A 25,764-nucleotide genomic window follows, 5' to 3' on the forward strand; every position below is an offset into this window, starting at 1 on the left:
GGCGCTTAGTCACTTCATTCTCTACTCAATAGCATCCCCGCTCCCAGCGACGAAAGCGGCGGATTTCGCATGGTCGATGGAGAATGATCTATCGGGCGATGCCGGGAAGATTGTTAAAGTTCAGCGGCGCCCCTGTCTGCGGCACCTGTCCGTTGAGAGCAGGCAATTGCTGCGCTTCCGCCTTCGCTCGGGCTTCCGCACTCGCCTTCGCCCTGGCTGCGGCTTCCGCCTGCTTTTCTGCCTCGGCCTTGCGCGCCAGTTCCCTCAAGCGCTTCTCTTCGGCGCTACGCTGCTGCTCGACTGCCGCATCGCGCTGACGCTGGGCTTCGCGTGCGACGGCAGTGTACTTGTAGAGCGCCACCTCGCGCCGCAGCCGCTGCTTTTCCAATACGCTTGCCTGAAGCCGCTCGACGCGCTGGCGCTCGCGTTCGAAGGCGCGCAGCGACAGGAAGCTGGTAATGTCGGTAACGTCCATCGTCCGACCCGGCGTCGCCAACGGACCGGCGAAATCGAGGCGCAATGCCGGCTCGGCGCCGCTCAGCGCCTCGTTGCCGGCATTGAAATCGATGCCCATGGAGCCACGGATGCGCTCATCCGGCAGGCTGATCTCGGCATTGCCCGAAAGCTTCGCCAGGTCATTGCCGGCACTGATATTGGCAGCACGGATGACGCCGGTCGAAATATTGAACGGTATGTTGATGGCCGGCAATGCCGCCTCGCCATTGTTGAGCAATGTCTGGACGATCGGCAGCACCTTATCGGCTGTGATCTCACCTTGGATCTGGTCCGTCGCCGACAACAGCGGCGGCAAAACGGAGAGGTTGAGGCCGCGGACATGCGTGTCGCCAAGCTTGATCTCGCCCGAGCCGCTGGCGTTGGCAGCCAGTTCCCCCAGGCTCTTGCCGCTCGCTTCCATGCTCAGTCCCAAACCGAAGCGGCCATTGGCGAGCGGCGCGCCATCGCGCTGCCAGGCAACCGCGGCAAGGTCGCCATTGGCGAGGTTGAGTTTCGTTTGCATCAGCCCGGTGCCGTCCGAGTTCGCAAACATCAAATTGCCGCTAAGCGTACCGCCGTTCCAAGCGCCGGCGATGTCGTTCAGCCGCAGCTCCTCGCCCTTATAGGCAGCGTTCGTACTGAAATCCGAGATCGGGCCGAAGATGCCCGGCCACAACTGCTTGGCCGAAAGCTTGACGTTGAGATCAAGCCCGCTGAACATCGGCAGCCCCAGCTTGGCCTTGGTGAGGTTGCCCGTCGTCGCATCCGTCACCGGCCCGTAGATTGCTTCGCCCAACCAGCCGAGATCGGCCTTGTCGAGCGTCAATTGGCCGGTAGCCTTGATGTTCGGCGCCTTGCGGTCGAAGGTGAGCGCGCCCGAAACATTGTTGTCGGCAAGCAGGCCCTTCATATCGGAGAATACGATCTTGCCGGCATCGAGCGCGGCATTCGCCTGGAATTTGACCGGCAAGCCCGTGCCCATCTGCGGTACGCCGATGCCGTTCATGACGAAATAGGGATCAAGATCGGCACTCTCGAGCGATAGCGCGATTTTGCCATTGAGGAAGGTTGCGGGACGCACGTCGACCTTGCCGTTTGCGGTGAACGAGGTCTTGTCGGTGGCGAAGGTGAGTGCCGCATCCGCCGGATCGGTGCCGTTTGCTGTCACCTTCAGCGTCAGACGGCCATTGGCATCCGCTTCGACGGGCAGCGGATCGAGGCCCGCCTGCCCAAACAGGATCGAGGTCACGGAATTTTCGAGCGTTGCTTCAAGCGTCGTCGTCCCTTTGCCGGTCAGCGCCAACAGGTCGGACATGCGGTAATCGAGATTGACGCGGCTGCCGTTGGAGACGCCGGCAAGCGTTACCGCCAGCCCATCGCCCTGGTCGCCGCCCAGCGTCAGCGCGCCGCGAAGCGCGGTATTTCCATACCATGCAGCGTTTCGCACCAGCCGGTCCATCGCCGGATGATGCGGCAGATGCTGGCTCAGCATATCGAAGAAGGGACCGGGATCGGCCGCCTTGAAGGTGATTTCGCCCGACCCCTTGTAGTCCAGCAGCGAACCATTGGCACGGCCGGTTGCGGTAAGCTCGGCACCGGCGACATCGCGCACGGCAAGCTTGTCGAGCGTGAGTGCGCCATCGGCGATCGAAAACGACGTTTCGACATTGTCGGCCTGCACGCCGAACGCGGCGAATTTGTCCGCTTTCAGATGGGCCGTAATCCGGTGATCGAGCAAGGTCTCGCCGGCATCCTGACCGGTGAACAGCCCTGTCAGCGCCCTCAGCGCATCGAGATCGAGCGCATCGCCGCTGAGATCGACGGCAAGCCTCGGCGCCTGGTCGTTTGCCGGCGCCTGCCGGTCGAGCTGGCCCTTGAGCGTCGCCGAGCCGACGGCGATTTCAAGATTCTCGAAGCGCTGCTCCTCGTGACGCAGGCTGACATCGGCGGAAAAACCGGCCTGTCGCAACTGCCGGATCGCCGGATCGACCGAACCCACCAGCCAGGATGCCAGACCGGATGGCTGGTTGGAGGCGACCACGAGATTACCGATGAAATTCGGATCGCCCTGCAGCATCAAATTGCCCTTGGCCTCCACCTGGGTGCGCCCAGGGAGCATGCCGATGGCGTGATCGATCTTCCAGCCGGTTCCGGCAGGCTCCAGATCAAGCTGTACGTCGCGGATGGTCGTATCGCCGGCAACGATCGCCGGCAGGCGGAAAGTCGCCTTGCCCGGCACCTGCGGCACCGGAATTTCGGCGGCAATGGCAATCAGGCTGTTTAGTCGCTGGCGCGCCGAAATGGTGGGATTGCGGTTGGTCTTGCCGCTCGTGCCCTGCGTGTTGCCGAGGCGGTTGACGTCGATCTGCTGGCCGTCGGCCGTCAGCAGGAATTCCGGCTTGGTGCCGGTGTCCAGCGTCGCCTCCCCCGTCACCACATAGGGATCGTCCGCGGTACCCACTTCGAGACGATATTCCGAAACCCGTATGCGCTCGTTGGTAAGCTCGAATCGACCTTTGACACGGGGCTGAACCTGTTCGTCGGCAGGTTTATGTGTCTGCTTGTCCTCAATCCCCGCCGTAAACATGCCGATATAATCCGGCTTGCTGTTGACCAGCTTCAATTCGCCGTCGAGGTCGACATTGAGCGGATGGCGGTCCGGCAAGAGCCGGGTGCGGACGCGCAAGACGCCATTATCGTCAGGCTGGCTGCTGGAAATGCTGAAATTGCCGTGCTCGCCGTCGAGCGCCGCATCGCCATCGATTCGCCAGGGTCCCGCCAGCGACCGGGCGGACATTTGCGCGTTGAGACCGGTTATGTGCCGGGTGCGGCCAGATTGCTCGTCGATGAACTGGATATCGCCGCCATCGACATGCACGCCCTCGAGCACCACCGACTTGGCAGGGATTTCCGGCTGGCTGCCGCGCATCCAGTCGAGCGTCCCGTCCTTCAACAGCCGCAGACGCACTTTCGGCTCGGAAACGCGCATGTCGAAAATCAGCGCTTCGCCGGACAGGAACGGCGCCAGTTCGGCGTCCATGGAGAATTGGGCGATCTGCACCAATGGCGTCCCGTCGGCTTCCTGTCCGACGCGGACGTCATGCAATGTCACGGAAGGAAAAGGCAGAAGGCGGGCGTCAACGGTGCCGTGAACGGTCACCTTCTTTCCGATGATCCGACTCGCCTGATCCTCGAAATTCTTGCGAAAATCGGTCCAGTCTATGAAGAGCGGAGCGAGCAGCGCCACGAACAGCACCACTACGAGCACTCCCCCCAGAAAAACCAGGACCTTACCTAACAATGCACACCGTCTCCATTCTGCATTCCAATTACGATATCAAGCGTCACATAGCGAAGCGGACATGCAAAAGACATCCCAGATCTTCGGCTTAAGCCTGCTTTCTATCCAGAACCGCATCGCAATTCCTGGACCATGCTGCAAATCTAGGGCATCTCCACCGCTTTCCATGACGTCATATGAAAACGGGATGATCTAGCCTAACGCCATTCACGCCGGGGGCAAGCCAAGATCTTGGCAATATTCCATTTTTCAATGACTATGGAATATCTTGCCGGGGTTGAAAATCGCGTTGGGGTCGAGCGCCTGCTTGACTTGGCGCATCAGATCGACGGCGCCGCCAAGCTCCTGTTCGAGAAACGACATCTTGCCCTGCCCGATGCCATGCTCGCCCGTGCAGGTACCCTCCATTGCGAGCGCTCGCCCGTTCAGCCGCGCAACGAAGGCCTCGACGACGGCGATACCTTCCGGCGTCTTGTCATCGAACAGCACCAGGACGTGGAAATTGCCGTCGCCGGCGTGACCGACGATCGGCGCCAGCAATCCATGCTCCTCGATATCGGCCTGGGTCGCTGCAACGCATTCGGCAAGTTTCGAGATTGGCACGCAGACATCCGTCGATAGGGCCGCCAGTTCCGGTGCCAGAGCCCGCGATGCCCAATAGGCATCGTGACGCGCTTTCCAGAGTTTGTTGCGCTCTTCGAGGTTGCTGGTCCAGAGGAATTCCCCGCCGCCGCATTCGCTTGCAATCTCAGCGAATTGCGCCGATTGCAGCGCGACCGTCTCGTCCGTACCGTGAAATTCCAGGAACAAGGTGGGCCGCTCGTCATAGGTCAAGCTGGAATAGCGATTGCAGGCCCGCATCTGGACGGCGTCCAGCAGTTCGATGCGAGCAACCGGAACGCCCATCTGGATGGTCATGATGACCGCGTCGCAAGCTGCCTTCACATTCGGAAAGGCGCAGGCGCCGCCGGCGATCTTCTGCGGAATGCCTTGCAGCCGCAGCGTCACCGACGTCAGGACGCCGAGCGTTCCCTCAGCACCGACGAAGAGCCGGGTCAGGTCATAGCCGGCGGACGATTTCCTGGCGCGGCGGGCGGTGCGGATCTCCTCGCCATTGGCGGTGACTGCGGTCACGGCGAGCACGTTGTCCTTCATCGTCCCGTAGCGCACCGCATTGGTGCCGGAAGCACGCGTCGAAGCCATGCCGCCGATCGAGGCATTGGCGCCAGGATCGATCGGAAAGAATAGGCCGGTATCGCGCAGATAATTGTTGAGCTGTTCCCGGGTAACGCCAGGCTCGACCGTGCAGTCGAGATCCTCAGCATTCACTTCAAGCACCCGATTCATCCGGCTGAAATCGATCGATATTCCGCCCTGCGGCGCATTCACCTGCCCTTCGAGCGAAGAACCCGTGCCGAAGGCGATAACCGGAACCTTGTGCTCGGCGCAGGCTTTGACGACCGTTTGCACGTCCGCGCTCGTCTCGGCAAAAACCACCCCGTCCGGAAGTTGCGCCGGGATATAGGTGGTCGTGTGGGCATGCTGGGCCCGAAAGCTCTCGCCGGTCTGGAAACGCTCGCCGAAGGCCTGCTTCAGGATGCCGAGAACGGCAGCAATGCCCGCCTCGTTGCGTATCCCCGCCTTCGTATCAGTCAGAGCCATCGTTCCGATCTCCCATCACAATCAAAAAAGGAAATGTTAACCCTTTTCGCGGTTCTATGAGACATCAGCGCGACGCTGTCCAGTCACGAAAATAGCCTGTGGTTTGCCTGCGCGAGACACGGTGACGGCAAGCATTCGGCGCGGCCGCGGACCGGCACGAAAAATCATTGGTACGATAGCGGCCACACGCCCCTGCCCGCCATAGCACCCATCAAAGCCATCGGACCGATCTCCCTCGCCTGCATGGGTTGTATGGGCAATAGGAACCGGCCTGTCCAGCCAGCGCTATCGAAGGAAACCAATACGGCCGCACGTTGTCGTTCATAAGCGATGGCAAACGACGCGAAATGCAAAATCTGCAATTTTTTTGGGCAGAATTCGATTTACACCGCACAAAGCTCTCGCAAAAAGCACGCGCTTGACGGGAAACTATGCCGTCCCGCGACTGGCACATGTCTTGCGTTTTACCCCGCAGCTTTGACATAGCCACGATTGGAAGGACATTCGATGAAGCGTAGACAATTGCTCATGGCACTCGGTATGGCGATGCTGACGATGGGGGCGCTTTCGAGCCCACACGCAGCCCGGGCGGACGCCTTGAGCGATATTACCGCGAAGGGCACGCTCCGCGTCGCCGTTCCCCAGGACTTTCCTCCCTTCGGCAGCGTCGGGGCGGACATGGCACCCATGGGCTATGATATCGACATGGCAAACTTGATCGCCGAAAAGCTCGGCGTGAAGACCGAGCTGGTGCCGGTGACCAGCGCCAACCGCATCCCCTATCTCCAGACGAACAAGGTCGACCTGGTGATTTCGAGCCTGGGCAAAAATGCCGAGCGCCAGGCCGTCATCGACTTCACCGACGCCTACGCACCCTTCTTCAACGGCGTCTTCGGTTCTGCCGATGTTGCGGCCGCCAAGCCCGAGGATCTTTCCGGCAAGACGATCGGTGTAACCCGCGGCGCCATCGAGGATCTCGCGCTGACGAAGGTCGCGCCGCAGGACGCGACGATCAAGCGCTATGAAGACAACAACGGCACCATCTCCGCCTTCCTCTCGGGTCAGGTCGATCTCATCGCCACTGGCAACGTGGTTGCAGCGGCCATTCTCGCCAAGAACCCGCCGAAGAAGCCGGAGATGAAGTTCCTCATCACCAATTCGCCCTGCTTCATAGGCCTGAACAAGAACGAGCCCGCCCTGCAGAAAAAGGTCAACGACATTATCGCCGCCGCCAAGGCCGATGGAACGCTGACCAAGATATCGCAGAAATGGCTGGGCGCGGCCCTCCCCGCCGGCTTCTGATCAAAAGAGCATCGGCCGTGCCATCTTCCGATGGCGCGGTCCGGGCCGAGCGAGACACCTTCTCATGCGCTATCACTTCGATTTCGGCTGGCTTGCCGATTATTATCCCGTTCTGATCAAGGGGATTCTCGTCACCATGGAGCTGACTTTCGTTGGCTCTGCGGTCGGTATCGCTCTTGGTATTGCCTGCGCCTGGGCGCGGGCGCTGGGTCCTCGCTGGCTCAAGCCTTTTGTCGCGGCCTATGTCGAGTTGATCCGCAATACGCCGTTCCTGATCCAGCTTTTCTTCATCTTCTTCGGTCTGCCCGCCGCCGGCATTCACATGAACGAGATCGCTGCCGCCAACCTTGCCATGGTCATCAATCTCGGCGCCTATAGCTGCGAGATCATTCGTGCCGGCATCCAGGCGACGCCACGCGGCCAGTTCGAGGCCGGCGCCAGCCTCGCAATGACGCCGTTCGAGACCTTCCGCCACGTCATCCTAGTGCCCTCACTCCAGCGCATCTGGCCCGCATTGTCGTCGCAGGTCGTCATTGTCATGCTCGGCTCCTCGGTCGTCTCGCAGATCGCCGCGGAGGACCTGACTTTTGCGGCGAATTTCATTCAGTCGCGCTCCTTCCGCGCTTTCGAGGCCTATTTCGTTTCCACCGCAATCTATCTGGGTCTGGCCGTCATCCTGCGGCAGTTACTTGCCGTTGTGGGCGGCCTGATTTTCCCGCGCAGGGTTCGCCGATGATTCAATTCTCCACCTGGGACATTCTGCGCGGTCTGCTTCTGGCCACACGCTGGACAGTTCTGCTCTCGCTCATTTCTTTCGCCGGCGGCGGTGCTGTCGGCGCAATCTTGCTATTTCTGCGCATTGGCAAAAACCGGGCCGCGCGCACTATGGTCAAATATTTCGTCGAGCTCTTTCAAGGCACGCCGCTGCTGATGCAGCTTTTCCTGGCCTTCTTCGGCCTTGGGCTCTTCGGCATCGACGTACCGGCATGGCTGGCGGCCGGCGTTGCTCTGATCCTTTGGTCAGCCGCTTTTCTCACCGAAATCTGGCGTGGCTGCGTCGAGGCCGTGGCAAAGGGCCAATGGGAAGCCTCTGCCAGCCTTGGCATGGGCTACCTCCAGCAGATGCGCTACGTCATCCTGCCGCAGGCGCTTCGCATCGCCGTGCCGCCCACAGTCGGTTTCTCCGTGCAGGTGGTCAAGGGCACGGCTCTGACCTCGATCATCGGCTTTGTCGAACTCTCGAAAGCCGGCACGGTCATCACCAACGCGACGTTCCAGCCGTTCACCGTCTACGGTTTCGTCGCCCTCATCTATTTCGCCCTGTGCTGGCCGCTGTCGAAGAGCAGCCAGATCCTGGAGAGGAAGCTCAATGTCGCTCATCGAGGTCACTGAAGTCCGCAAGAGTTTCGGCGCAAACGAAGTGCTGAAAGGCATCAACCTCGATGTCGCGCCCGGCGAAGTGATCGCCATCATCGGCAAGAGCGGCTCGGGCAAATCGACGCTGCTGCGCTGCATCAACGGGCTGGAAACGATCGATGACGGCGCAATCTCGGTCGCCGGCGCACAGCTCCTGCCCGATGATCTGCATTTGAAGGCCTTGCGGCTGAAGGTTGGCATGATCTTCCAGCAGTTCAATCTCTTTCCGCATCTGAGCGCCGGGCGGAACGTCATGCTGTCGCAGATGGTCGTCAAGAAGGCCTCCAAGGCCGATGCCGAGGCAATGGCGCGGCGCATGCTCGATCGCGTCGGCCTCGGGCACAAATTCGACGCCTATCCCGACGAACTTTCCGGCGGACAGCAGCAGCGCGTTGCCATCGCCCGCGCGCTTGCCATGCAGCCGATCGCACTCCTTTGCGATGAGATCACCTCCGCGCTCGATCCCGAGCTGGTAGCGGAGGTTCTCGCAGTCGTCCGCGAACTTGCCAGCGAAGGCATGACGCTACTGATGGTGACACACGAAATGAAGTTCGCTCGTGACGTCTGCTCGCGCGTCGTCTTCATGCACCAGGGTCGCGTCCACGAAATCGGTCCGCCGGGCGATGTATTCGCCAATCCGCAGACCCCGGAACTCAAACAGTTTCTCGGCCTGCACTGAGAGCTCTCAGCCGCCGGTTAACCTCGAACCGGTGCCCCAGCAGTTCCCAGCATGCCGACCCAGGCGCCCGGCGCCATGCCGAACGCCTTCTTGAAATGCCGTGTCAGATGGCTTTGATCCGCAAACCCAGTGGCCGCAGCGACTTCGGCGATCGGCTCGCCATCGGCGATCATTCCTTTCGCCCGTTGCAGCCGCCGCATCAGCAGGAAGCGATGCGGGCTGGTGGCAAAAGCGGCGCGGAAATGCCGTGAGAGCGCAAAGCGATCGAGGCCGGTGATTCGTTCCAGCTCCTGCGAGCGGACGCCGCGCATGGCATGCGCCTCTAGATAATCGCGCGCCGTCTTCACCTGGCCCCAGGCCACGCTGCCCAGCGGCTTCTGCGGCAGATGTGCATGCGAAGCGAGCCCCGCAGCCACCCGTGAGACAAAATCATCGACAAAGAGTTCATCCAGCTCGCGGTCGAGCTCGCCGAGGGCGGCCAGCAGCAAGCCGGCCAGACGATCGTCCTCGACCACCGGGTCCTCGACAAAGGGCAGGCCAATGCGCGCGGCTTCCAGGCACTGCATCAGCATCGACGGTTCGAGATAAAGCATGCGGTAGAGCAAGCCGTCGTCGGTCGCAGCGCCGCCGTCGTGCAGCTCGTCCGGATGGAGGACGATCACCCTTCCCGGCAGGCTGTAGCGCCGTTCGCCGCGATAGCTGAAGGTCTGCACGCCGCGGATGGTGACGCCGAGCGCATAGGTATCGTGCCGGTGCGGCTCGAACGCATCACCATGGAATTGCGCCTGAATACGCTCGATACCGGGGTAAGCGGGTGCGGAGACGATGCGGTTTGCTTCCGGCATCGTGCACGAACGTTCAAGACCTTCGAAGATATGGCCGGCAACATCCTCGCGCAAAGGCTCATTCCCAGACTGCATAAGAGAGATCACCCATGTTCAATACCAAAATCGCGATCGTTCTGCGAAGCAATCTTGAATCCTGGCAGAAACTGAACGTGACTGCTTTCCTGGCGACCGGCATTGCCGGGCAATTTCCTGACATGATCGGCGAACCCTATCGCGATCGCGCCGGCAACCTCTACAACGCGCTATCGATCCAGCCGATGATCGTATTGTCGGCCAACGAAGAAACCATGAGCACGATTCATCGCCGCTCGCTGGAGCGCAACGTCACCTCCTCGATCTTCATCGAGGAAATGTTCTCAACCGGCCACGATGTCGCCAATCGCGCCGTCTTCTCCGAATTTACGCCTGAGGACGCCAAGGTGGTTGGCATCGCGCTGCGCGCGGACAAGAAGATCGTCGACAAGATCACCAAAGGCGCGACGATGCACTCGTGAACGGGCAGCGGTCAAACAAAACGGCCGGGTCGCAAAACCCGGCCGTCCTTGTTTGAAGGTCTACGTCAGATCAGCCGTTTTGGGTAATGGGCGCGATCTGGATTTCGACGCGACGGTTCTGCGCACGGCCGGCTTCGCTGGCGTTGGTGGCGACCGGCTGGCTCGGGCCGAAGCCGACGGCAGACATGCGGCGCTGGTCGATGCCCTGGCTGCCGAGATAGCTGGCAACCGAATCGGCGCGGCGTTCGGACAGTTCCTGGTTATGCTGCAGGCTGCCGGTCGAATCCGTATGGCCGTTGACGTCGATCAGCGTGCGGTTGAACTTGCGAAGCACGATCGCGACCGAATTCAGCGTCGGATCGAATTCCGGCTTGATCGCATCCTGGTCGATGTCGAAGGTAATGGCCGACGGCATATTGAGGATGATGCGGTCGCCGACGCGCGTTACGGAGACGCCAGTACCCTGCAACTGCGCGCGCAGCTCGGATTCCTGCTGGTCCATGTAATTGCCGATGCCGGCACCCGCAAGCGCACCGACGCCGGCGCCGATCAGCGCAGCATTGCGGCGCGATGCCGGCGAGTGGCCGATGAGAAGACCGGCAACCGCACCAACGCCGGCACCGATCGCGGCGCCTCCCGCCGTGTTGGATACTTTCTGCTCTCCCGTATAGGGATCGGTTGTCGTACATGCATTGAGAAAGGCTGCCGAGACGGCAAGGATGGCAAATTTCTTGATCATAGAATCGTCGCTCTCCGGTTCGATGGTCCGCAGCAGATATGAAGCATTGCGGCAATATGATGAAATATAATTTTCGTCCACCCGCGGCCGGGCTGCCCGGCCACTATTCTGGAGCGTTTTCTTCCAAACTAACCAGTTCAAGGAGATTGGATCCGCTCCGCCGATCTATTCCCCTTGAAATCCAGGCTTCCGCCGTCAGAGGTTTTGGAAGAGTTGTCTCACCGTATCGTAGCTGGCATTGGCAATCGACAATGATTGCAATCCCAGTTGCTGCTGCGTCTGCAGCGCCAATACCCTGCTTGATTGCCTCTCCATGTCGGCATCGACCAGCTTGCCGACGCCACTCGTCAGCGAATCGCTGAGATTGCTGGCAAATTGGTTTTGCAGACTGACGCGCGTTTCCAACGAGCCGAAGGCCGATCCTATCGTGTTCAGTTGGTGCAGCATGGCGGTGACGGTGTTGACCATGTCGGTCACGGCGCCCTGTGTCGTATTGGCGTCGAGCGAGATTTCCACCTGCCCGCTGGTATCGCCATTTTTACTGCCGATCAGCACATAGTTCTCGGCTGCCCCCGCTTCCGTTGCAAAAGCCGTGGAGGTGAGCACGCCATAGCCGCCCGTGCCGCTTGACTGATCGTCGATCAGATATCGTGCATCCGTCGATACGATGGGGCCGCTGGTCGAGCCGACACCCTCATAGTTCAGCATGCCGATCGAAACCGTGCCATCGGTGTGGCGGATGAGGGAGCCCGGGATCTCGTGTGGCTCGGTCGGATCGTCACCGTTCTGCAGCACGACCCAGTTGACGCCGTTGAAGCTCGTCGACTCGCCGACGCTGCGAAGCTGGTCCTTAAGTTCGGAGATTTCGTCGTTGAGCTTGGTCTTATCGACACTGCCCTCATAGCCAGTCACCAGCTTCGATCGGATCTGAGTGACGATATCGATTGCGCTGGTGATGCCCGTGGAGGCGGTGCTGACCGTGGCAGCAGCAAGCCCCAGCGCATCCTGCACGGCCGAGACGGCGCCAATATCGGTGCGCGTCAATGTCGAGATCGTCCAGTAAGTGGCGTTGTCCTTAGCGGTCTGCACACGCAGACCGGATGACATCTGACGCTGTGCAACATTCAGATCCGCCTGTGTGTTTCGAAGGACTTCAAGGGCTGTTTTGACAGGGGAACTTACCCTTATGAAGGTCGAAAAAATACTCACGACACAGGACTCCGGACGCAACGATACACAACAGATACAAGAAGACATTGGAACCATGCCGCGGGCGCTCATGCGCGCGGGCCAACCGAAGTCGGCGAAGGTGGAGTCCGGCAAAAAAACAGCGCCTGAAACTCGAGCGGTTACAGGCGCTATGATTAGCAATCATGCTTAAGAAAGCTATAATGGAAACTAGCAATTTACCATAAATCGCCCTCGATCAGAAAATCGTTATCGCGTTCAGGTTGCGATCATTCCACCGCCCGGAGCCTGGCCGCCTTCGCACGCAATGCCGCTTCCTACATCTCTTCATGCAGCCGCCGCTCCGTTGAACAACAAGCCGCAGGAACTGCGAGACAGTCCCTTGAAAGGCTTACAACCCAAGAAATGTGCACTTTTTGTTCTATTTCCCGGCCGTTTCTTTTGCCTTTCAGGGCAGAATCATTACATTGAGCCGCATGACCATCGGACATGACGACATTCCCTTCTTTGACGAGGAGCCGGAGGACGCGGCGCCGCGTCGGCCTGCCCCTGCCCCCAGCGCCGGTGGCGGTATTGCGGCCCGCGCCATGGCGGCGCGCGACAGCGGCCGCCGCCCTGACTATCTCGCTGGCCTCAATCCGGAACAGGCGGAAGCGGTCGAGACGCTGGATGGGCCCGTACTGGTGCTCGCCGGCGCCGGCACCGGCAAGACGCGGGTGCTGACGACCCGCATCGCCCACATCCTTTCCACCAATCGTGCTTTCCCATCTCAGATCCTCGCCGTCACCTTCACCAACAAGGCCGCGCGCGAGATGAAGGAGCGTATCGCCCTCCTCGTCGGCGGCGCGGTCGAAGGCATGCCCTGGCTCGGCACTTTCCATTCGATCGGCGTCAAGCTGCTGCGCCGTCATTCCGAGCTGGTCGGCCTCTCCTCGAGCTTCACCATTCTCGACACCGACGATGTCGTGCGCCTGATCAAGCAATTGATCCAAGCAGAAGGGCTGGATGACAAGCGTTGGCCCGCCAAGCAATTTGCGGGGATGATCGACACCTGGAAGAACAAGGGCCTCGGCCCGGCCGATATTCCGGAAGGCGATGCGCGCGCCTTCGCCAATGGCAAGGGACGCGACCTCTATACCGCGTATCAGGCCCGCCTGAAGACGCTGAACGCCTGCGACTTCGGCGACCTTTTGCTGCATCCGATCAATATGTTCCGCCAGAATCCTGATATATTGAAGGATTATCACCAGCGGTTCCGCTACATCCTCGTCGACGAATATCAGGACACCAACACCGCTCAATATATGTGGCTGCGTCTACTGGCGCAGCGGCAAAAGGGCGAGCTGCAGAATGTCTGCTGCGTCGGTGACGACGACCAGTCGATCTACGGCTGGCGCGGCGCTGAGGTGGACAACATCCTGCGTTTCGAAAAGGATTTTCCAGGCGCCAAGGTCATCAAACTGGAGCGCAATTACCGCTCTACCGAGCATATTCTCGGCGCGGCCGCGCATCTGATTGCCCATAATGAGGGCCGGCTCGGCAAGACGCTGTTCACCGACCGCTCCGATCCCGACGATATCAAGGTGCAGGTGCACGCCTCCTGGGATTCCGAGGAGGAAGCGCGCGCGATCGGCGAAGAGATCGAGCAGCTTCAGCGCGGCAAACACAATCTCAACGACATGGCGATCCTCGTGCGCGCCTCATTCCAGATGCGTGAATTCGAAGACCGCTTCGTTACGCTCGGCCTGAACTACCGCGTCGTTGGCGGCCCTCGCTTCTACGAACGCCTCGAAATCCGCGATGCCATGGCCTATTTCCGCCTCGTCTGCCAGCCGGCCGACGACCTCGCCTTCGAGCGCATCATCAATACGCCGAAGCGCGGCCTCGGCGACACCACCGTGCGCGCCCTGCACGATTACGCCCGCGTCCGCGACATTCCGATGCTGGCGGCGGCCGCCGATATTATCGAAACGGACGAGATGAAGCCGAAGGCGCGCAAGGCGCTGTTCGACGTCGTGCAATCCTTCCGCCGTTGGCAGGGATTGCTTGAAAACACCCCGCATACCGAGCTTGCCGAGCAGATTCTCGAAGAGTCCGGCTATACCGACATGTGGAAGAATGACAAATCGGCGGAAGCACCCGGACGGCTGGAAAACCTGAAGGAACTCATCCGCTCGATGGAAAGCTTCGAATCCATGCGCGGCTTCCTCGAACACGTAGCCCTCGTCATGGACGCCGAGCAGAACGAGGATCTGGACGCAGTCTCGATCATGACGCTGCACTCCGCCAAGGGCTTGGAATTCGACACCGTCTTCCTGCCTGGCTGGGAGGAAGGCCTGTTTCCACACCAGCGCTCGCTCGACGAAAGCGGCCGCGCCGGTTTGGAGGAAGAACGCCGCCTCGCCTATGTCGGCCTCACCCGCGCTAAGCGCCGCTGCCACATCTGGTTCGTCTCCAACCGTCGCATCCACGGCCTCTGGCAATCGACCATCCCGTCTCGCTTTCTCGACGAACTGCCGGAAACCCATGTCGAAGTGGCCGAGATGGAGCAATCTTACGGTGGTTACGGCCGCGGCGGCTATGGCCAGTCACGCTTCGACAAGGCCGACCCTTTCGCCAACTCCTATTCCACTCCCGGCTGGAAACGCGCCCAGGCCAACAAGACCGACGCCACCCGCGACAATTGGGGCTCCCGCTCCGGCCACGCCGTCGAACGCATCGGCTACGGCGAAAGCGGCCCCAAAACCCGCACCATCGACGGCGAACTCGTCGCCAAATCCACCTCCACCGAACCCTCTAAATTCGCGATCGGCGACCGCGTCTTCCACATAAAGTTTGGGAACGGCAATGTTTCCGAGATCGAAGGGAACAAGCTGACGATCGATTTCGATCGGGCGGGGCAGAAAAGGGTGTTGGATGGGTTTGTGGAGAGGGTTTGACGGTTGCGGTGGGCATCTGCCGCATCGATCATCTGCTTTGCCAACGCAATGCCCTTTGCCCCGGAGCTAGGGCACATGCTCCATCATGATTTGCGTGTGCAGCATCGGCGCTTCGCTTCCGAAGTAAGTCTTCAGTAGCGGCAGAAAATCGTCCGATAGATAAAAATCCGTGAGCGCGCGGTCGACCACTAGGCGGAAGTCGGCATCGTCGCGCCTCAGGGCGATTGCATATGGTTCATGCGTGAACAGGCGATCGCCGACTTCAAGCAAGGACGGATCGTGCGCGCGCTGGGCCAAGCTCATGAGTAGCACCCGATCGGCGAAATAGGCGTCGATCTTATGTTCCTCCAGCGCCTTAAGTCCGTCTTCGTGCGTGTCGAAATCGGCAATCCGAGTTTTCGAGGTCTCGATGCTGCGTGCCTCGCGCAATATTGCGTCCGTCGTGGTGTTTGCGCGCACGCCGATGACGCTGGTGGATGGAGCACGCTGGCTAACGGAACGAACGGTGGGCGTATCAAGAAAAAGCGCGTGCAGATAGTCGGGCGAATCCTTGCGCAGCAGGGCGCTCGCTCCGGTCAGGAAGATCGGCTGTGAGAAATCGACGAGTTTCCGCCTCTCCAGATTGACTGTGATAGCCCCGCAAAGCAGGTCGATCTGACCGTTCTTGACAGCGTCGAAACCATTGGCCAGCGTCATTTCTACATATTCGCGCTTCAACTGCGGAACCGCATGCTCGATTTCGTCCGCGACCTTGCCGCAGAGGTCGATGGCATATCCCGTCGGTTTTTCATTCGGCTTGCTGGATGAAAACGGTGCCTCGTCGGCGATGTAGCCGATGCGCAGGGTTGTATGCTGGTGAAGCGTGTCGAGCGTCCCGGCGCTCGCTCCGCAGATCGAAAAGAAAACGGCAAGGCCCGTCAGCAGCAACCGTCTCATGCGCTTGGCCAGACCTGTATGCGGGGCAACGGCACCAGCATTATCCTCGTCTCCGAAAAACGGATGATCGCAAGGGCTGAAAAGCAGATTATGGCTTCGCGTTCATTTGTCAATCGCGGACACCTCAACGACGCTGGTTGGCAAGACACTTCTGTTTCCTGAGATTCACCAGGTATCTTCAATATCCGGCACGTCACCGCGACCCGTCAGCAGTCTCAACAGCGTGCGTTGCGACATGCCGCCCCAAATGTCCGGCGCACTTCAAGCATTCCCTTGGACTGCCCTAGCATAAGCCCGCGCGCCCCCTCGAAAACTATCGCGCTCTACCTTATATTCAGTCTGAGCATTAAAAGCTTGATCCAACGCGCAACGCTTGGCATCGTGCAGTGCAACAGAGATGGAAGGAGAAGCCATGAAGGCGCTGCTGCTGATCGATATCCAGAATGGCTTCTGCCCCGGCGGCAATCTGCCGGTGCCGGATGGAGATCAGGTGGCGCCTGTCGCCAACAGGCTGATAGACAGTGGCAAATACGATTTGGTTCTTGCCTCCCAGGATTGGCATCCCCCCGGCCACGGCAGCTTCGCTTCCGCCCATCCCGGCAAGAAGCCCTTCGAAATGGGCATGCTCTCCGGCAAGCCGCAGATGATGTGGCCGGACCATTGCGTGCAGAACACCGAAGACGCCATGCTTCATCCTGAACTGAACCTCGACGGTATCGACTTCATCCAGCAGAAGGGTCAGAATCCGACTGTCGACAGCTATTCCGCCTTCCGCGACAATGATCACGCGGCTCTCACCGGTCTTGCTGCGCATCTGCGCGCCGAGGGTATTTCCCAACTCGACCTCTGCGGGCTCGCGACCGATTACTGCGTGAAATTCTCGGCTCTGGACGCCGTGGAGATGCTGCCGGGTGTAAAGGTCCGCTTCATCGAGGACGCCAGCCGCGGCATCGATCCGAACGGCGTCGAGGCCGCGATCAACGAAATGCGGGCGCGTGGCGTCGCCATTATCGACAGCAAAGAAGTGCTTGCCTAAAATTCCTCCTATCAGGCTAAACCTTCCCTAAAGAAAATAGCGCAAGCTGTTCCCGGTATTGAAGATATTGGGACATTTCGCGTGCAGTCGATCACCATCAACGGCCGTTTCCTCAGCCAACCTTTGTCGGGCGTGCAACGTTTCGCCCGTGAGCTGACCCTGGCGCTGGACCGTAAGATCGCCGCCGGCGCCGTACCCGCGGCCTTGAAGGGTATCAACTGGCGGCTAGCCGTGCCGCGCGATACGCCTGTTGATATCGGCCTCTCGGCCATATCGGTCGATGCCTTCAGCTCCGGTCCCGGCCATGTCTGGGAACAGACGGCGCTGCTTGCGCATTCCCGCGGCGGCCGGCTGATCGGTTTCGGCGGCAGCGGTCCACTATTGCATCGCCGCCAGGCCGTGGTCATTCATGACGTGACGATCTTCCGTCATCCCCAATCCTTCAAGCGCAGCTATCGCCTGCTGCACGGCGCGCTCGGCTCGGTGCTGACCCGCACCGCGAAGATCGGCACCGTATCGGAATTCTCGCGCAAGGAACTGGCCTCCGTCTTCCATGTCCCCTCCGACAATATCGATGTGGTCTACAACGCCGTCGATCATTTCGCCGCCATCGAGCCGGATGAGACGATCATCGAGCGCCTGGGCCTCAAAACGAACGGGTTCTTCCTGCTGGTCGGCACGATGAAGCCGAACAAGAACCTCGATTTCGCCATCCGGGCTTTCGAAGCTCTGGGCGATCCCGATCAAAAACTGGTGGTCGTCGGCGGCACCGCGCCGACTGTGTTCAAGTCGGATGGTCCCGAATCAAACGATCACATGCTCTTTCCCGGCCGGCTGAGCGATGCGGAAGTTGCCGCTCTCGAACGTCACGCCACCGCTTTCGTCTTCCCGAGCCTCTACGAAGGTTTCGGCATTCCGCCCCTGGAAGCGATGACTCAGGGCTGCCCGGTGCTCGCCGCCGATATCCCCGCGGTACGCGAAGCCTCCGGCACCGCCGCGATCTATTTCGATCCAACAAGGCAGGATGAATTGGTCGCCGCCATGCGCCGGATTGCCGGCGATGAAACATTGCGCGCGGACCTGCGCCAAAGGGGCCGCGAGAATGTCGCCCGTTTCTCCTGGGACCGTAGCGCCGACCGGGTCCTGAGCATGCTGGAAGATCTCTGATCTAAAGCGCGTCGCGATCTTTCAGATTCGCTTCTTGCGCTTTAGCCCTCGATTTTGCGCATGTCGTTATCGCAAAACCGCAGCGCACTTTTGCGCGACATGCTTTAGGATATAGCCTGCCGGCGGATCATCTTGACGAAATAACTGTAGAGACCCAGCAGGCAGAAGGCCGCGCCGCCGGCCATTCCTGTGCCGACCGATATCCAGAGCGAATAGTCGAATCCGGCTGTCGCCAGCACCGGCACCGCAAACCCGGCAGCGGAAAGCACGACCGGCTGCCAGATGAAATCGAAGGGCAGCGCCATCAGCACTTTCACGCCGATCACCATCGCGATCAGCGCCCCGACCGTGGCTCCGGCCATCAGCGCGCCGTCGCTGAAGGAACCGAGATAGCCGCCCGCCAAAGCGCCGGCATTGAGCAGGGCGCAATCCACGACCGCCAGCAAAAAGATCGCCAGCAGCCGATGGCGCAAATGCGCCGGCGTCGGCAGCATGTTGAGCGTCAAGGCACGGCAGACCGACAGGCCGGTGACGAACGGCGCCGCACTCAAAAAGCCATCGCGCAGGCCTTGGGTGATGACGAAATGGCCGACCGGCTGCAGCAGCGCAAAAATCCCTGCCGCCGTCATCAAGGTGAAACCCGTGAGCAGCGAATAATAGCCGCCGAGCTGCCGCCGAAACGCCGCTGTGGCGCCCTCGCGGTCGTAAGTCGCGACCACATCGGGATATTGAATGGCCTGAAGAGCCGAGACAATCAGCACGAAAGGCCGCTGCAGCAGGTCGAGCGCCAGCAGCGCGCCCGCTGCCCCGCCTGCGCCCAATGCCGCTGTCAGGATCGATTTCAACCCAAGCGGTGCCAGGAGGCCGATGACCGAGGCACCCGCCGCGACGCTGCCATAGACAAAGTGCTTTCGCACCAGCGGCAGTTGGAGACCGGCCGCCTCCCGCAGGCTGTTGCGGGTCAGGAACATTGCCAGCGCACTATAGGCGACGTAACCGGCAAGCAGACCAGCGACCGTATACGCGAAGCTCGGCATGATCGCCGCGCCGCCCAGCGTGCCGACCGCCAGAACGGTGGCCCGCGAACCCTGCAGCCGCGAGAAGGCGCGGAACTCCTGGCGGAAGCGCAGCATCGTCAGATGCAGATCGCTGCCGCCCTGAAAAATCGCCACCAGACCGCCAAGCACCGCGATCTCCTTCGGCACGGCGAAGAAGGTCGAAGCAACCGCGGCCAGAATGCAGATCACGGAGCAAGCGGCGAATTCGACGCTCAATGCCATGCGCTCCGCTGCCTCGCTGCCTGGCACCTGCCCGGGATAGAAGCGGCTGCACGCAAAGCGCACCCATTCGAAGCAGAAGATCGCCGCGAATTGGCTGATGGAGATGAACAGCGAATAGGCCGCATAATCCGCCGGCGACAGCAGATGCGCGACCGCGATCAGCAACCCGAAAGCCACCGCCGCCTGATAGAAATATGCAGCCAATGCTATGATCTTTGCCATGGCGGCAGCTAACAGCAAAAAGCTGAGAAAAGCGCTAATTCGGACCGAGCGATTCCGTGCCCATCGGTAAATAGAGCCGATCGCGATGCACTTTGCCATCAGACCGCATCAAAGCCGGCAACAGCATCTTCGCAGGCGCGTCAAGGGCGATGTACGAGACTAGCTCCGGTTCAAGCCACGCTGACCAAAACTGGTCCTGTTGCCACCGGTCGCAGGACTTTTCGGAGCAACATAGGCGACCGGTGCTGGTCGTCCATTTTGATCCGTGTCTTCGGGATCGGGCGACATCCAATGTGAGAGGCATCCACTAGGAGCGAATAGAAGCAGGGCAGAATAGACCACTCCAATGCCGCGATACAGTATATTGAATATCTTCTCTATCGACCCATCATGCATAAAAATCGAGACAGCAGTCGTAACAAGAAAAATCAAAACAAACGCCAGAAAGACACGGAGCGGCGGCACTCCAATGTCGCGCATTCTTGCCGACTGGATACTCAAATCCATCCAGATAAACGGAGCAAGGAAGAGTCCGAAGGGCAGCAATGCCCAGGGACTAAGGATCGTTGGTTTGCCGTTGCCGGTGAAAGCCATAACGTCGAGCAGGAGAGCAAGTAAGATACCAGCCAGGCTACCGATGCCAATATGCCACCAAAAATACTGCCGTCTCCCCAGGGTTCCCCGGAAGCCGAAAAGAATATCAATCACGCGATCCCCCACGAAGCGTTGACCGACGGCAATACAGCACGGAGATCCTTCGCCTCCCTGAAAGATACTTCTCAAATTTTAGCTGACGAACGCCCTCCGGATCGCAACAGACCAATCTCGTTGAATTGCTTTTTTGCACTGCACACGTTAGAAGACCCCGCAATTTTAGGGATGGAAGCAGGCGACGTGGGAAGGCGTTGTCAGCGGAGGAGCGCCATTATGGAAACCATCACCACGATTGCCACCCTGCGTGTGCAGCTCGGCGAACATCGCAAGGCTGGCAAAAACATCGGCCTGGTGCCGACCATGGGCTATCTGCACGCCGGCCACATGGAACTGGTTGCCCGCGCCAGGGCGGAAAACGATATCGTTGTCGTGTCGATCTTCGTCAATCCGCTGCAATTCGGCGCCAACGAGGACCTTGCGAAATATCCGCGCGATCTCGAGCGCGATAGCGCCATGCTGCGCGATGGCAAGGTCGATATCCTCTTCGCGCCTGGTGTCGCCGACATGTATCCGCGGCCGATGGAGACGCTCGTCGATGTGCCGAAGCTCGGGATGGAATTGGAGGGTGCCGTTCGCCCCGGCCATTTCTCTGGTGTTGCCACCGTCGTCACCAAGCTTTTCAACATCGTCCAGCCCGACAGCGCCTATTTCGGCGAGAAAGACTATCAGCAGGTGGCGATCATCCGCCGCATGGTGGACGATCTGGCCCAGCCCGTTCGCGTCGTGCCGGTGCCGACCGTGCGCGATGCCGATGGCCTGGCGCTGTCGTCGCGCAATGTCTACCTCTCGAAAGAAGAACGCGCCGCCGCCGTCATCGTACCACAAGCCCTGGCCGAGGCCGAACGGCTCTATGCTGAGGGCGCCGACGATCCCATCGCTTTCGAGGCGGCACTGCGCGCATTCATCGCCAGCGAGCCGCTGGCAACATCCGAAGTCGCCGCTGTTCGCCATCCCGACACCTTGGAGCCGCTGACGAAACTGCAGGGCCAGCCTATCCTCGTCGCCCTTTTTGTCCGCATCGGCACCACCCGCCTGCTCGACAACCGCGTCATTGGCCTCAAGCAGGCCACCAATAACAAGGCCGCCTGAGATGAGCACGATCGGACAAATCAAACGCACCACGCCCGCCCAGATCGAGGCGATGAAGGGCACGCGCCCGATCGTCAGCCTGACGGCCTATACGACGCCGATCGCCCGCCTGCTCGATCCGCATTGCGACCTGCTTCTGGTCGGCGACTCCCTCGGCATGGTGCTCTACGGTATGGAATCGACGGTTGGCGTGACGCTGGAAATGATGATCGCCCATGGCCAAGGCGTCATGCGCGGTGCCCAAAAGGCCTGCGTCATCGTCGACCTGCCCTTCGGCTCCTATCAAGAATCGAAGGAACAGGCCTTCCGCAATGCGGCCCGCATTTTGAAAGAAACTGGCTGTAACGGCGTCAAGCTGGAGGGCGGCGAGGAGATGGCCGAGACCGTCGCATTCCTGACCAATCGCGGCGTCCCGGTCTTCGGACATGTCGGCCTGATGCCGCAAAAGATCAACACGAGTGGCGGCTATCGCTCGCTCGGCCGCTCTGACAAGGAAGCGGAAAAGATCCGGCACGACGCCAGGGTGATCACCGAAGCCGGTGCTTTCGCGCTTCTCATAGAGGGCACGGTCGAACCGCTCGCCCGCGAAATTACCGCCTCGATCAGCATCCCGACCATCGGCATCGGCGCCTCGCCAGCCTGCGATGGCCAGATCCTCGTCTCCGACGATATGTTTGGCCTCTTCAGCGACTTCAAGCCTCGCTTCGTAAAGCATTTTGCGGAGCTGGCGCCAGTGGTTTCAAAGGCGGCGGAAGCCTATGCGGAAGAGGTGAAGGCACGGACATTCCCGGGGCAGGAACATACATTCCAAGTGAAAAAGTAGCGGACGATGGTTTGCTGCGAATGACTGAAGGTAAAGCGCTTGATTGCGCCGATGTCGCTTAGCGCTTCGCCTGACGTGAATGGTTTTCCGCTTCCCTCTCCAGCAGATAGATCGCCTCGCCAAAATCCTCCATCTTGGTCATCAGCGCCGCATGGGCGTCGCGCAGGCCCTGATTGTAGAAATGCGGACCGATTTCCGTGGCGAAGAAATCCAGCAGGAATTCTGCCGGCAATGCGCCGATCGTCTGGTCGAGCTCATCGGCGAAATATTGCTGAAGGCGGGCGACGATCGCGGCTTTTTCCTCTTTCGGGAAGGTAATCTTTTTCATTCATTGCGCTCCAGCGTTTTAGAAGCAAATCCAATCGGCTAGTTCAAAGAAATCAATTGTCCCATCAAGGAAATTGAATTGCCGAGGCTCCCCCCGCAGCTTACAGCTCGAAAAGTTTTCCATAAAGGACAAAGCGGGCGATGGGTCGCGCGGATTTTTTTGAGGGGTTGAAGGGTGGTATTCCCATCGGCCTTGCTGCGGCGCCGTTCGGCGCGTTGTTCGGGGCCTTGGCGCGCGATCAGGGCATGTCGCTCGGTGAACTCACCCTGATGAGCGGCACCGTCTATGCCGGCGCCAGCCAGATGGTGGGCATTGAGCTATTCGGCCACAATGTCCAGGCGTGGCTGATCGTTCTGTCGATCCTGGCGGTCAATTTCCGCCATGTGCTCTACTCGGCCGCGATCGCCCGTTACATCAGGCGTTTCTCGCCCATTGAAAAATTCTTAACTTTCTTCCTGCTGGTCGATCCGCAATTTGCCGAAACGATCAAGCGCGCCGAGAGCGGCAAGCCGGTCACCTTTGCCTGGTACTTCGGTTTCGCAGCGATGATCTACGTTCCCTGGGTGGTGATCAGCCTCATCGGCGGCATGCTTGGCAGCCTCGTCGGCGATCCCAAGACGATCGGCCTCGATATTTTGCTGCCGATCTATTTCCTCGGCATCGTCATCGGTTTCCGCAAACGCGACAATTTCCTGCCCGTGGTGATTGCAAGCACCGCCGCCTCGGCCATCGCCTATCGCTATGTCGGTTCGCCGTGGCACGTCAGCATCGGCGCCTTTGCCGGCGTGGCCCTAGCAGCCATGCTTCCGCCGGTCCGGTCGAACCGCAAGCCCGACCTCGCGACTGAAAATCACGAGGTTTGACCATGACCGATTTCGATCCGCATATGGTTCTGCTGATCCTCGCCGCCGCCGTCGTGACCTACCTCACACGCATTGGCGGCTACATCCTCATTACCAAGATGACCCGCATTCCACCGCGCGTCGAAGCGGCGTTAAATGCAGTGCCGGCTGCCGTCCTCACCACGCTTGTTGCACCAGCCTTCTTCATCGGCGGCTGGGATACGAAGGTGGCGATGGCCGCAGCGCTCGTGGTGGGCTTGCGCTTCTCGCCGACGTTCATGCTGATCGCCGGCTGGATCGTCGTGATGGTTTGGAGACATCTCGCCGGCGTCTAGCACCGACAAATGCGATGCCTGCCCTGCCCTTGACGGGCGGAATAGGCCACCCCTCAGTGACTTAGAGCCAAAGTCGCTTTCTCCAGCCAGACGCGGATATCCTTGTCATGGATCAGCGGCATCAGCGCTTCACGGGTTCTGGCGTGATAGTCGTTCAGCCAGTGCAATTCATCGCGGGTCAGCAGTTCCGGCAGAACGAGGCTGCGGTCGATCGGGCAGAAGGTCAGCGTTTCAAAGCCGAGCATCGGCATGTCACCGCCCTCGATCTCCTCGGGATCGCGAATGTAGATCAGGTTCTCGATGCGGATGCCGAAATGGCCGGGACGGTAGTAACCGGGCTCGTTCGACAGGATCATGCCGGGCAGCAGCTCCTGCGTCGATAGCCGCGAGATGCGCTGCGGGCCCTCATGCACGGAAAGATACGAGCCGACGCCATGGCCGGTGCCGTGAGCGAAGTCCGCACCGGCTTTCCAGAGCGCGATGCGCGCCAGCGGATCGAGATCGCAGCCGCGCGAGCCCTTGGGGAAACGCGCCGTGCTGATGGCGATCATGCCTTTCAACACCAGCGTAAACAGACGCTTCTGCTCCTCGGAAACAGCACCGATGCCCACCGTGCGGGTGATGTCGGTTGTGCCATTGATATATTGAGCGCCGGAATCAATCAGAAACAGCTCGCCGGCCTGGATCAGCCGATCGCTCGCCGTCGTGACGCGGTAGTGCATGATCGCCGCGTGTTCACCCGCACCCGCGATGGTGTCGAAGGAGATGTCCTTCAGCGGGTTCTGCATGCTCTGGCCGACGCGCGCACGACTTGCCTCCAGCCGCTCGGCGGCGGCGATTTCCGTCACCGTGCCGGGCTTGCTATTGTCCAGCCAGTAAAGGAATTCCACCATGGCGGCCCCGTCCTGCAGATGAGCGGCGGCCGAGCCGTTGATTTCCGCGGAATTCTTGCGCGCTCGCGGCAGCCGGGCCGGATCGGTGCCCTCCACCACCTCGCCGCCCTCACGGCGGATGATGTCGGTCAGCGCATAGGAGGCGAGATCGGGATCGACGAGAATGCGGCGGCCATTAGCAGAGGCGGCAGCCAGATGCTCGACGAGATCGGCCGGCGGCAATTGTTTGCAGATCTGCGCTAGATAGGCCTCTGCCTCGACCTTAGTCTTGCGCTTGTCGAGGAAAAGCTCCGCTTCACCCTCGGCATAGATGATGGCGCGGGCCAAAGGGTGCGGCGTATGCGGCACGTCGTTGCCGCGAATATTGAAGATCCAGGCGACCGAAGACGGATCGGTGATAAGCGCTGCCCTGAGATTCTTGGCCTTCAGATCGGCCGCAATGGCCGTCAGCTTGTCTTTGGCAAGGACACCAGCCTGCGCGATATCCTGGATAATGACGCCGCCGAGCGGCTCGGCCGGCCGGTCGCTCCAAAGCTTGTCGAGCGGATTATGCGGCAGGAAGACAAGCTTGCCTCCTATCCCCGCCAGCGCCTTTTCCAACCGCCGAACCTCCGCGCCGGTGTGCAGCCACGGATCGATGCCGAGCCGGAAACCCTTCGGCGCGTTGCGGGGCAGCCAGACATGCGGCGGCTCGTCCACCAGATCGCCGCCGGTGAAGACCGATCTGTCCACCTGCTCGGCAAGCTGCGTCACATAGCGGCCGTCGACGAAAACCACGGCCTGTGACTGTGTCACCAGCGCAACACCCGCCGAGCCAGTGAAGCCCGTCAGCCAGGCCAGACGCTCTGAGCATCTGGGCACATACTCACCCTGATACTCATCGGCACGGGGTACGAGGAAGCCGTCAATACCAAGATCGCTGAAGGCGGCCCGCAGACCGGTGACGCGCTCGCGGCCGAATTGCGGGGTGGAGGTGACGTCGAAAGACTGGAACATGGCTTAATCCGAAATTGATCGAGAATCCGCGAAACTGAGT

The 25,764-nt window shown here is 60.4% G+C and carries 22 protein-coding genes; 12 read left to right on the forward strand and 10 right to left on the reverse strand.

Features of this window, described 5'->3' with window-relative positions:
- Positions 1-88 precede the first annotated feature (88 nt).
- Positions 89-3,796, reverse strand: coding sequence for an AsmA family protein (locus ACXHXG_RS08360; protein ID WP_457899010.1), 3,708 nt, complete (start codon positions 3,794-3,796; stop codon positions 89-91).
- Positions 3,797-4,045: 249 nt separating this feature from the next.
- The gene (locus ACXHXG_RS08365) at positions 4,046-5,458 is read right to left on the reverse strand and encodes an FAD-binding oxidoreductase (RefSeq protein ID WP_457899011.1); all 1,413 of its coding nucleotides are present in this window, start codon (positions 5,456-5,458) and stop codon (positions 4,046-4,048) included.
- Between the two features lie 528 nt (positions 5,459-5,986).
- Here ACXHXG_RS08365 and ACXHXG_RS08370 point away from each other — a divergent pair.
- From ACXHXG_RS08370 to ACXHXG_RS08385, 4 genes are all read left to right on the forward strand, one after another.
- Entirely contained in the window at positions 5,987-6,760 is a 774-nt protein-coding gene (locus ACXHXG_RS08370; protein WP_245463983.1) for a transporter substrate-binding domain-containing protein, read from the forward strand.
- 64 nt (positions 6,761-6,824) lie between these two features.
- Positions 6,825-7,496 carry an amino acid ABC transporter permease gene (locus ACXHXG_RS08375; protein ID WP_457899012.1) on the forward strand — a complete coding sequence of 224 codons (672 nt, stop codon included), beginning with the start codon at positions 6,825-6,827 and terminating at the stop codon, positions 7,494-7,496.
- The gene (locus tag ACXHXG_RS08380) at positions 7,493-8,152 is read left to right on the forward strand and encodes an amino acid ABC transporter permease (protein ID WP_104823527.1); all 660 of its coding nucleotides are present in this window, start codon (positions 7,493-7,495) and stop codon (positions 8,150-8,152) included. The genes ACXHXG_RS08375 and ACXHXG_RS08380 overlap by 4 nt, the downstream gene beginning before the upstream one ends.
- Entirely contained in the window at positions 8,130-8,855 is a 726-nt protein-coding gene (locus tag ACXHXG_RS08385; protein WP_457899013.1) for an amino acid ABC transporter ATP-binding protein, read from the forward strand. Before ACXHXG_RS08380 ends, ACXHXG_RS08385 begins: the two co-directional genes overlap by 23 nt.
- 17 nt (positions 8,856-8,872) lie before the next feature.
- Here ACXHXG_RS08385 and ACXHXG_RS08390 read toward each other — a convergent pair whose 3' ends face one another.
- Positions 8,873-9,775 carry an AraC family transcriptional regulator gene (locus ACXHXG_RS08390; protein WP_445945000.1) on the reverse strand — a complete coding sequence of 301 codons (903 nt, stop codon included), beginning with the start codon at positions 9,773-9,775 and terminating at the stop codon, positions 8,873-8,875.
- Between the two features lie 14 nt (positions 9,776-9,789).
- Between ACXHXG_RS08390 and ACXHXG_RS08395 the strand changes: the two genes are divergently transcribed.
- The gene (locus ACXHXG_RS08395) at positions 9,790-10,197 is read left to right on the forward strand and encodes a DUF2000 family protein (protein WP_104823530.1); all 408 of its coding nucleotides are present in this window, start codon (positions 9,790-9,792) and stop codon (positions 10,195-10,197) included.
- Between the two features lie 70 nt (positions 10,198-10,267).
- Here ACXHXG_RS08395 and ACXHXG_RS08400 read toward each other — a convergent pair whose 3' ends face one another.
- Both ACXHXG_RS08400 and ACXHXG_RS08405 read right to left on the reverse strand, forming a co-directional pair.
- A complete protein-coding gene (locus ACXHXG_RS08400) occupies positions 10,268-10,936 on the reverse strand; it encodes a YiaD family glycine zipper/OmpA-like lipoprotein (protein WP_104825136.1) in 669 nt (222 codons plus the stop codon).
- Positions 10,937-11,131: 195 nt separating this feature from the next.
- Entirely contained in the window at positions 11,132-12,145 is a 1,014-nt protein-coding gene (locus tag ACXHXG_RS08405) for a flagellin N-terminal helical domain-containing protein (RefSeq protein WP_245463848.1), read from the reverse strand.
- 455 nt (positions 12,146-12,600) lie between these two features.
- Here ACXHXG_RS08405 and ACXHXG_RS08410 point away from each other — a divergent pair, with 455 nt between their 5' ends.
- Positions 12,601-15,063: an ATP-dependent helicase gene (locus tag ACXHXG_RS08410; protein WP_457899014.1), complete on the forward strand. Its 2,463-nt coding sequence runs from the start codon at positions 12,601-12,603 to the stop codon at positions 15,061-15,063.
- Positions 15,064-15,129: 66 nt separating this feature from the next.
- Here ACXHXG_RS08410 and ACXHXG_RS08415 read toward each other — a convergent pair whose 3' ends face one another.
- The gene (locus ACXHXG_RS08415) at positions 15,130-15,999 is read right to left on the reverse strand and encodes an amino acid ABC transporter substrate-binding protein (RefSeq protein ID WP_283050961.1); all 870 of its coding nucleotides are present in this window, start codon (positions 15,997-15,999) and stop codon (positions 15,130-15,132) included.
- 412 nt (positions 16,000-16,411) lie between these two features.
- Here ACXHXG_RS08415 and pncA point away from each other — a divergent pair, with 412 nt between their 5' ends.
- Together pncA and ACXHXG_RS08425 are read left to right on the forward strand one after the other, a co-directional pair.
- Positions 16,412-17,035 carry a bifunctional nicotinamidase/pyrazinamidase gene (gene pncA / locus ACXHXG_RS08420; protein WP_457899015.1) on the forward strand — a complete coding sequence of 208 codons (624 nt, stop codon included), beginning with the start codon at positions 16,412-16,414 and terminating at the stop codon, positions 17,033-17,035.
- An 81-nt stretch (positions 17,036-17,116) separates the two neighbouring features.
- Positions 17,117-18,202: a glycosyltransferase family 4 protein gene (locus tag ACXHXG_RS08425; RefSeq protein ID WP_457899016.1), complete on the forward strand. Its 1,086-nt coding sequence runs from the start codon at positions 17,117-17,119 to the stop codon at positions 18,200-18,202.
- A gap of 104 nt (positions 18,203-18,306) precedes the next feature.
- Here the strand turns inward: ACXHXG_RS08425 and ACXHXG_RS08430 are convergent, their stop codons facing one another.
- Complete coding sequence (locus tag ACXHXG_RS08430) at positions 18,307-19,704, reverse strand: polysaccharide biosynthesis protein (RefSeq protein WP_457899017.1); 1,398 nt, start codon at positions 19,702-19,704, stop codon at positions 18,307-18,309.
- Positions 19,705-19,863: 159 nt separating this feature from the next.
- On the reverse strand, positions 19,864-20,412 hold the full coding sequence (locus tag ACXHXG_RS08435; RefSeq protein WP_457899018.1) for a DUF805 domain-containing protein: 549 nt from the start codon (positions 20,410-20,412) through the stop codon (positions 19,864-19,866).
- A gap of 219 nt (positions 20,413-20,631) precedes the next feature.
- On the opposite strand from ACXHXG_RS08435, the gene panC reads away from it, so the two are divergent.
- Entirely contained in the window at positions 20,632-21,507 is an 876-nt protein-coding gene (gene panC, locus ACXHXG_RS08440) for a pantoate--beta-alanine ligase (protein ID WP_457899019.1), read from the forward strand.
- Position 21,508: 1 nt separating this feature from the next.
- Positions 21,509-22,330, forward strand: coding sequence for a 3-methyl-2-oxobutanoate hydroxymethyltransferase (gene panB, locus ACXHXG_RS08445; RefSeq protein WP_104823536.1), 822 nt, complete (start codon positions 21,509-21,511; stop codon positions 22,328-22,330).
- 58 nt (positions 22,331-22,388) lie between these two features.
- Here the strand turns inward: panB and ACXHXG_RS08450 are convergent, their stop codons facing one another.
- Complete coding sequence (locus ACXHXG_RS08450) at positions 22,389-22,658, reverse strand: DUF2164 domain-containing protein (RefSeq protein WP_104823537.1); 270 nt, start codon at positions 22,656-22,658, stop codon at positions 22,389-22,391.
- Positions 22,659-22,798: 140 nt separating this feature from the next.
- On the opposite strand from ACXHXG_RS08450, the gene ACXHXG_RS08455 reads away from it, so the two are divergent.
- Both ACXHXG_RS08455 and ACXHXG_RS08460 read left to right on the forward strand, forming a co-directional pair.
- Positions 22,799-23,521, forward strand: a complete 723-nt coding sequence (locus tag ACXHXG_RS08455) for an AzlC family ABC transporter permease (RefSeq protein ID WP_104823538.1) — start codon at positions 22,799-22,801, stop codon at positions 23,519-23,521.
- Between the two features lie 2 nt (positions 23,522-23,523).
- Positions 23,524-23,835 carry an AzlD family protein gene (locus tag ACXHXG_RS08460; protein ID WP_457899020.1) on the forward strand — a complete coding sequence of 104 codons (312 nt, stop codon included), beginning with the start codon at positions 23,524-23,526 and terminating at the stop codon, positions 23,833-23,835.
- A 53-nt stretch (positions 23,836-23,888) separates the two neighbouring features.
- On the opposite strand, the gene ACXHXG_RS08465 is transcribed toward ACXHXG_RS08460, so the two are convergent.
- On the reverse strand, positions 23,889-25,724 hold the full coding sequence (locus tag ACXHXG_RS08465) for an aminopeptidase P family protein (protein ID WP_457899021.1): 1,836 nt from the start codon (positions 25,722-25,724) through the stop codon (positions 23,889-23,891).
- Positions 25,725-25,764: the final 40 nt, after the last annotated feature.

Source organism: Rhizobium sp. LEGMi-198b, assembly GCF_054114205.1.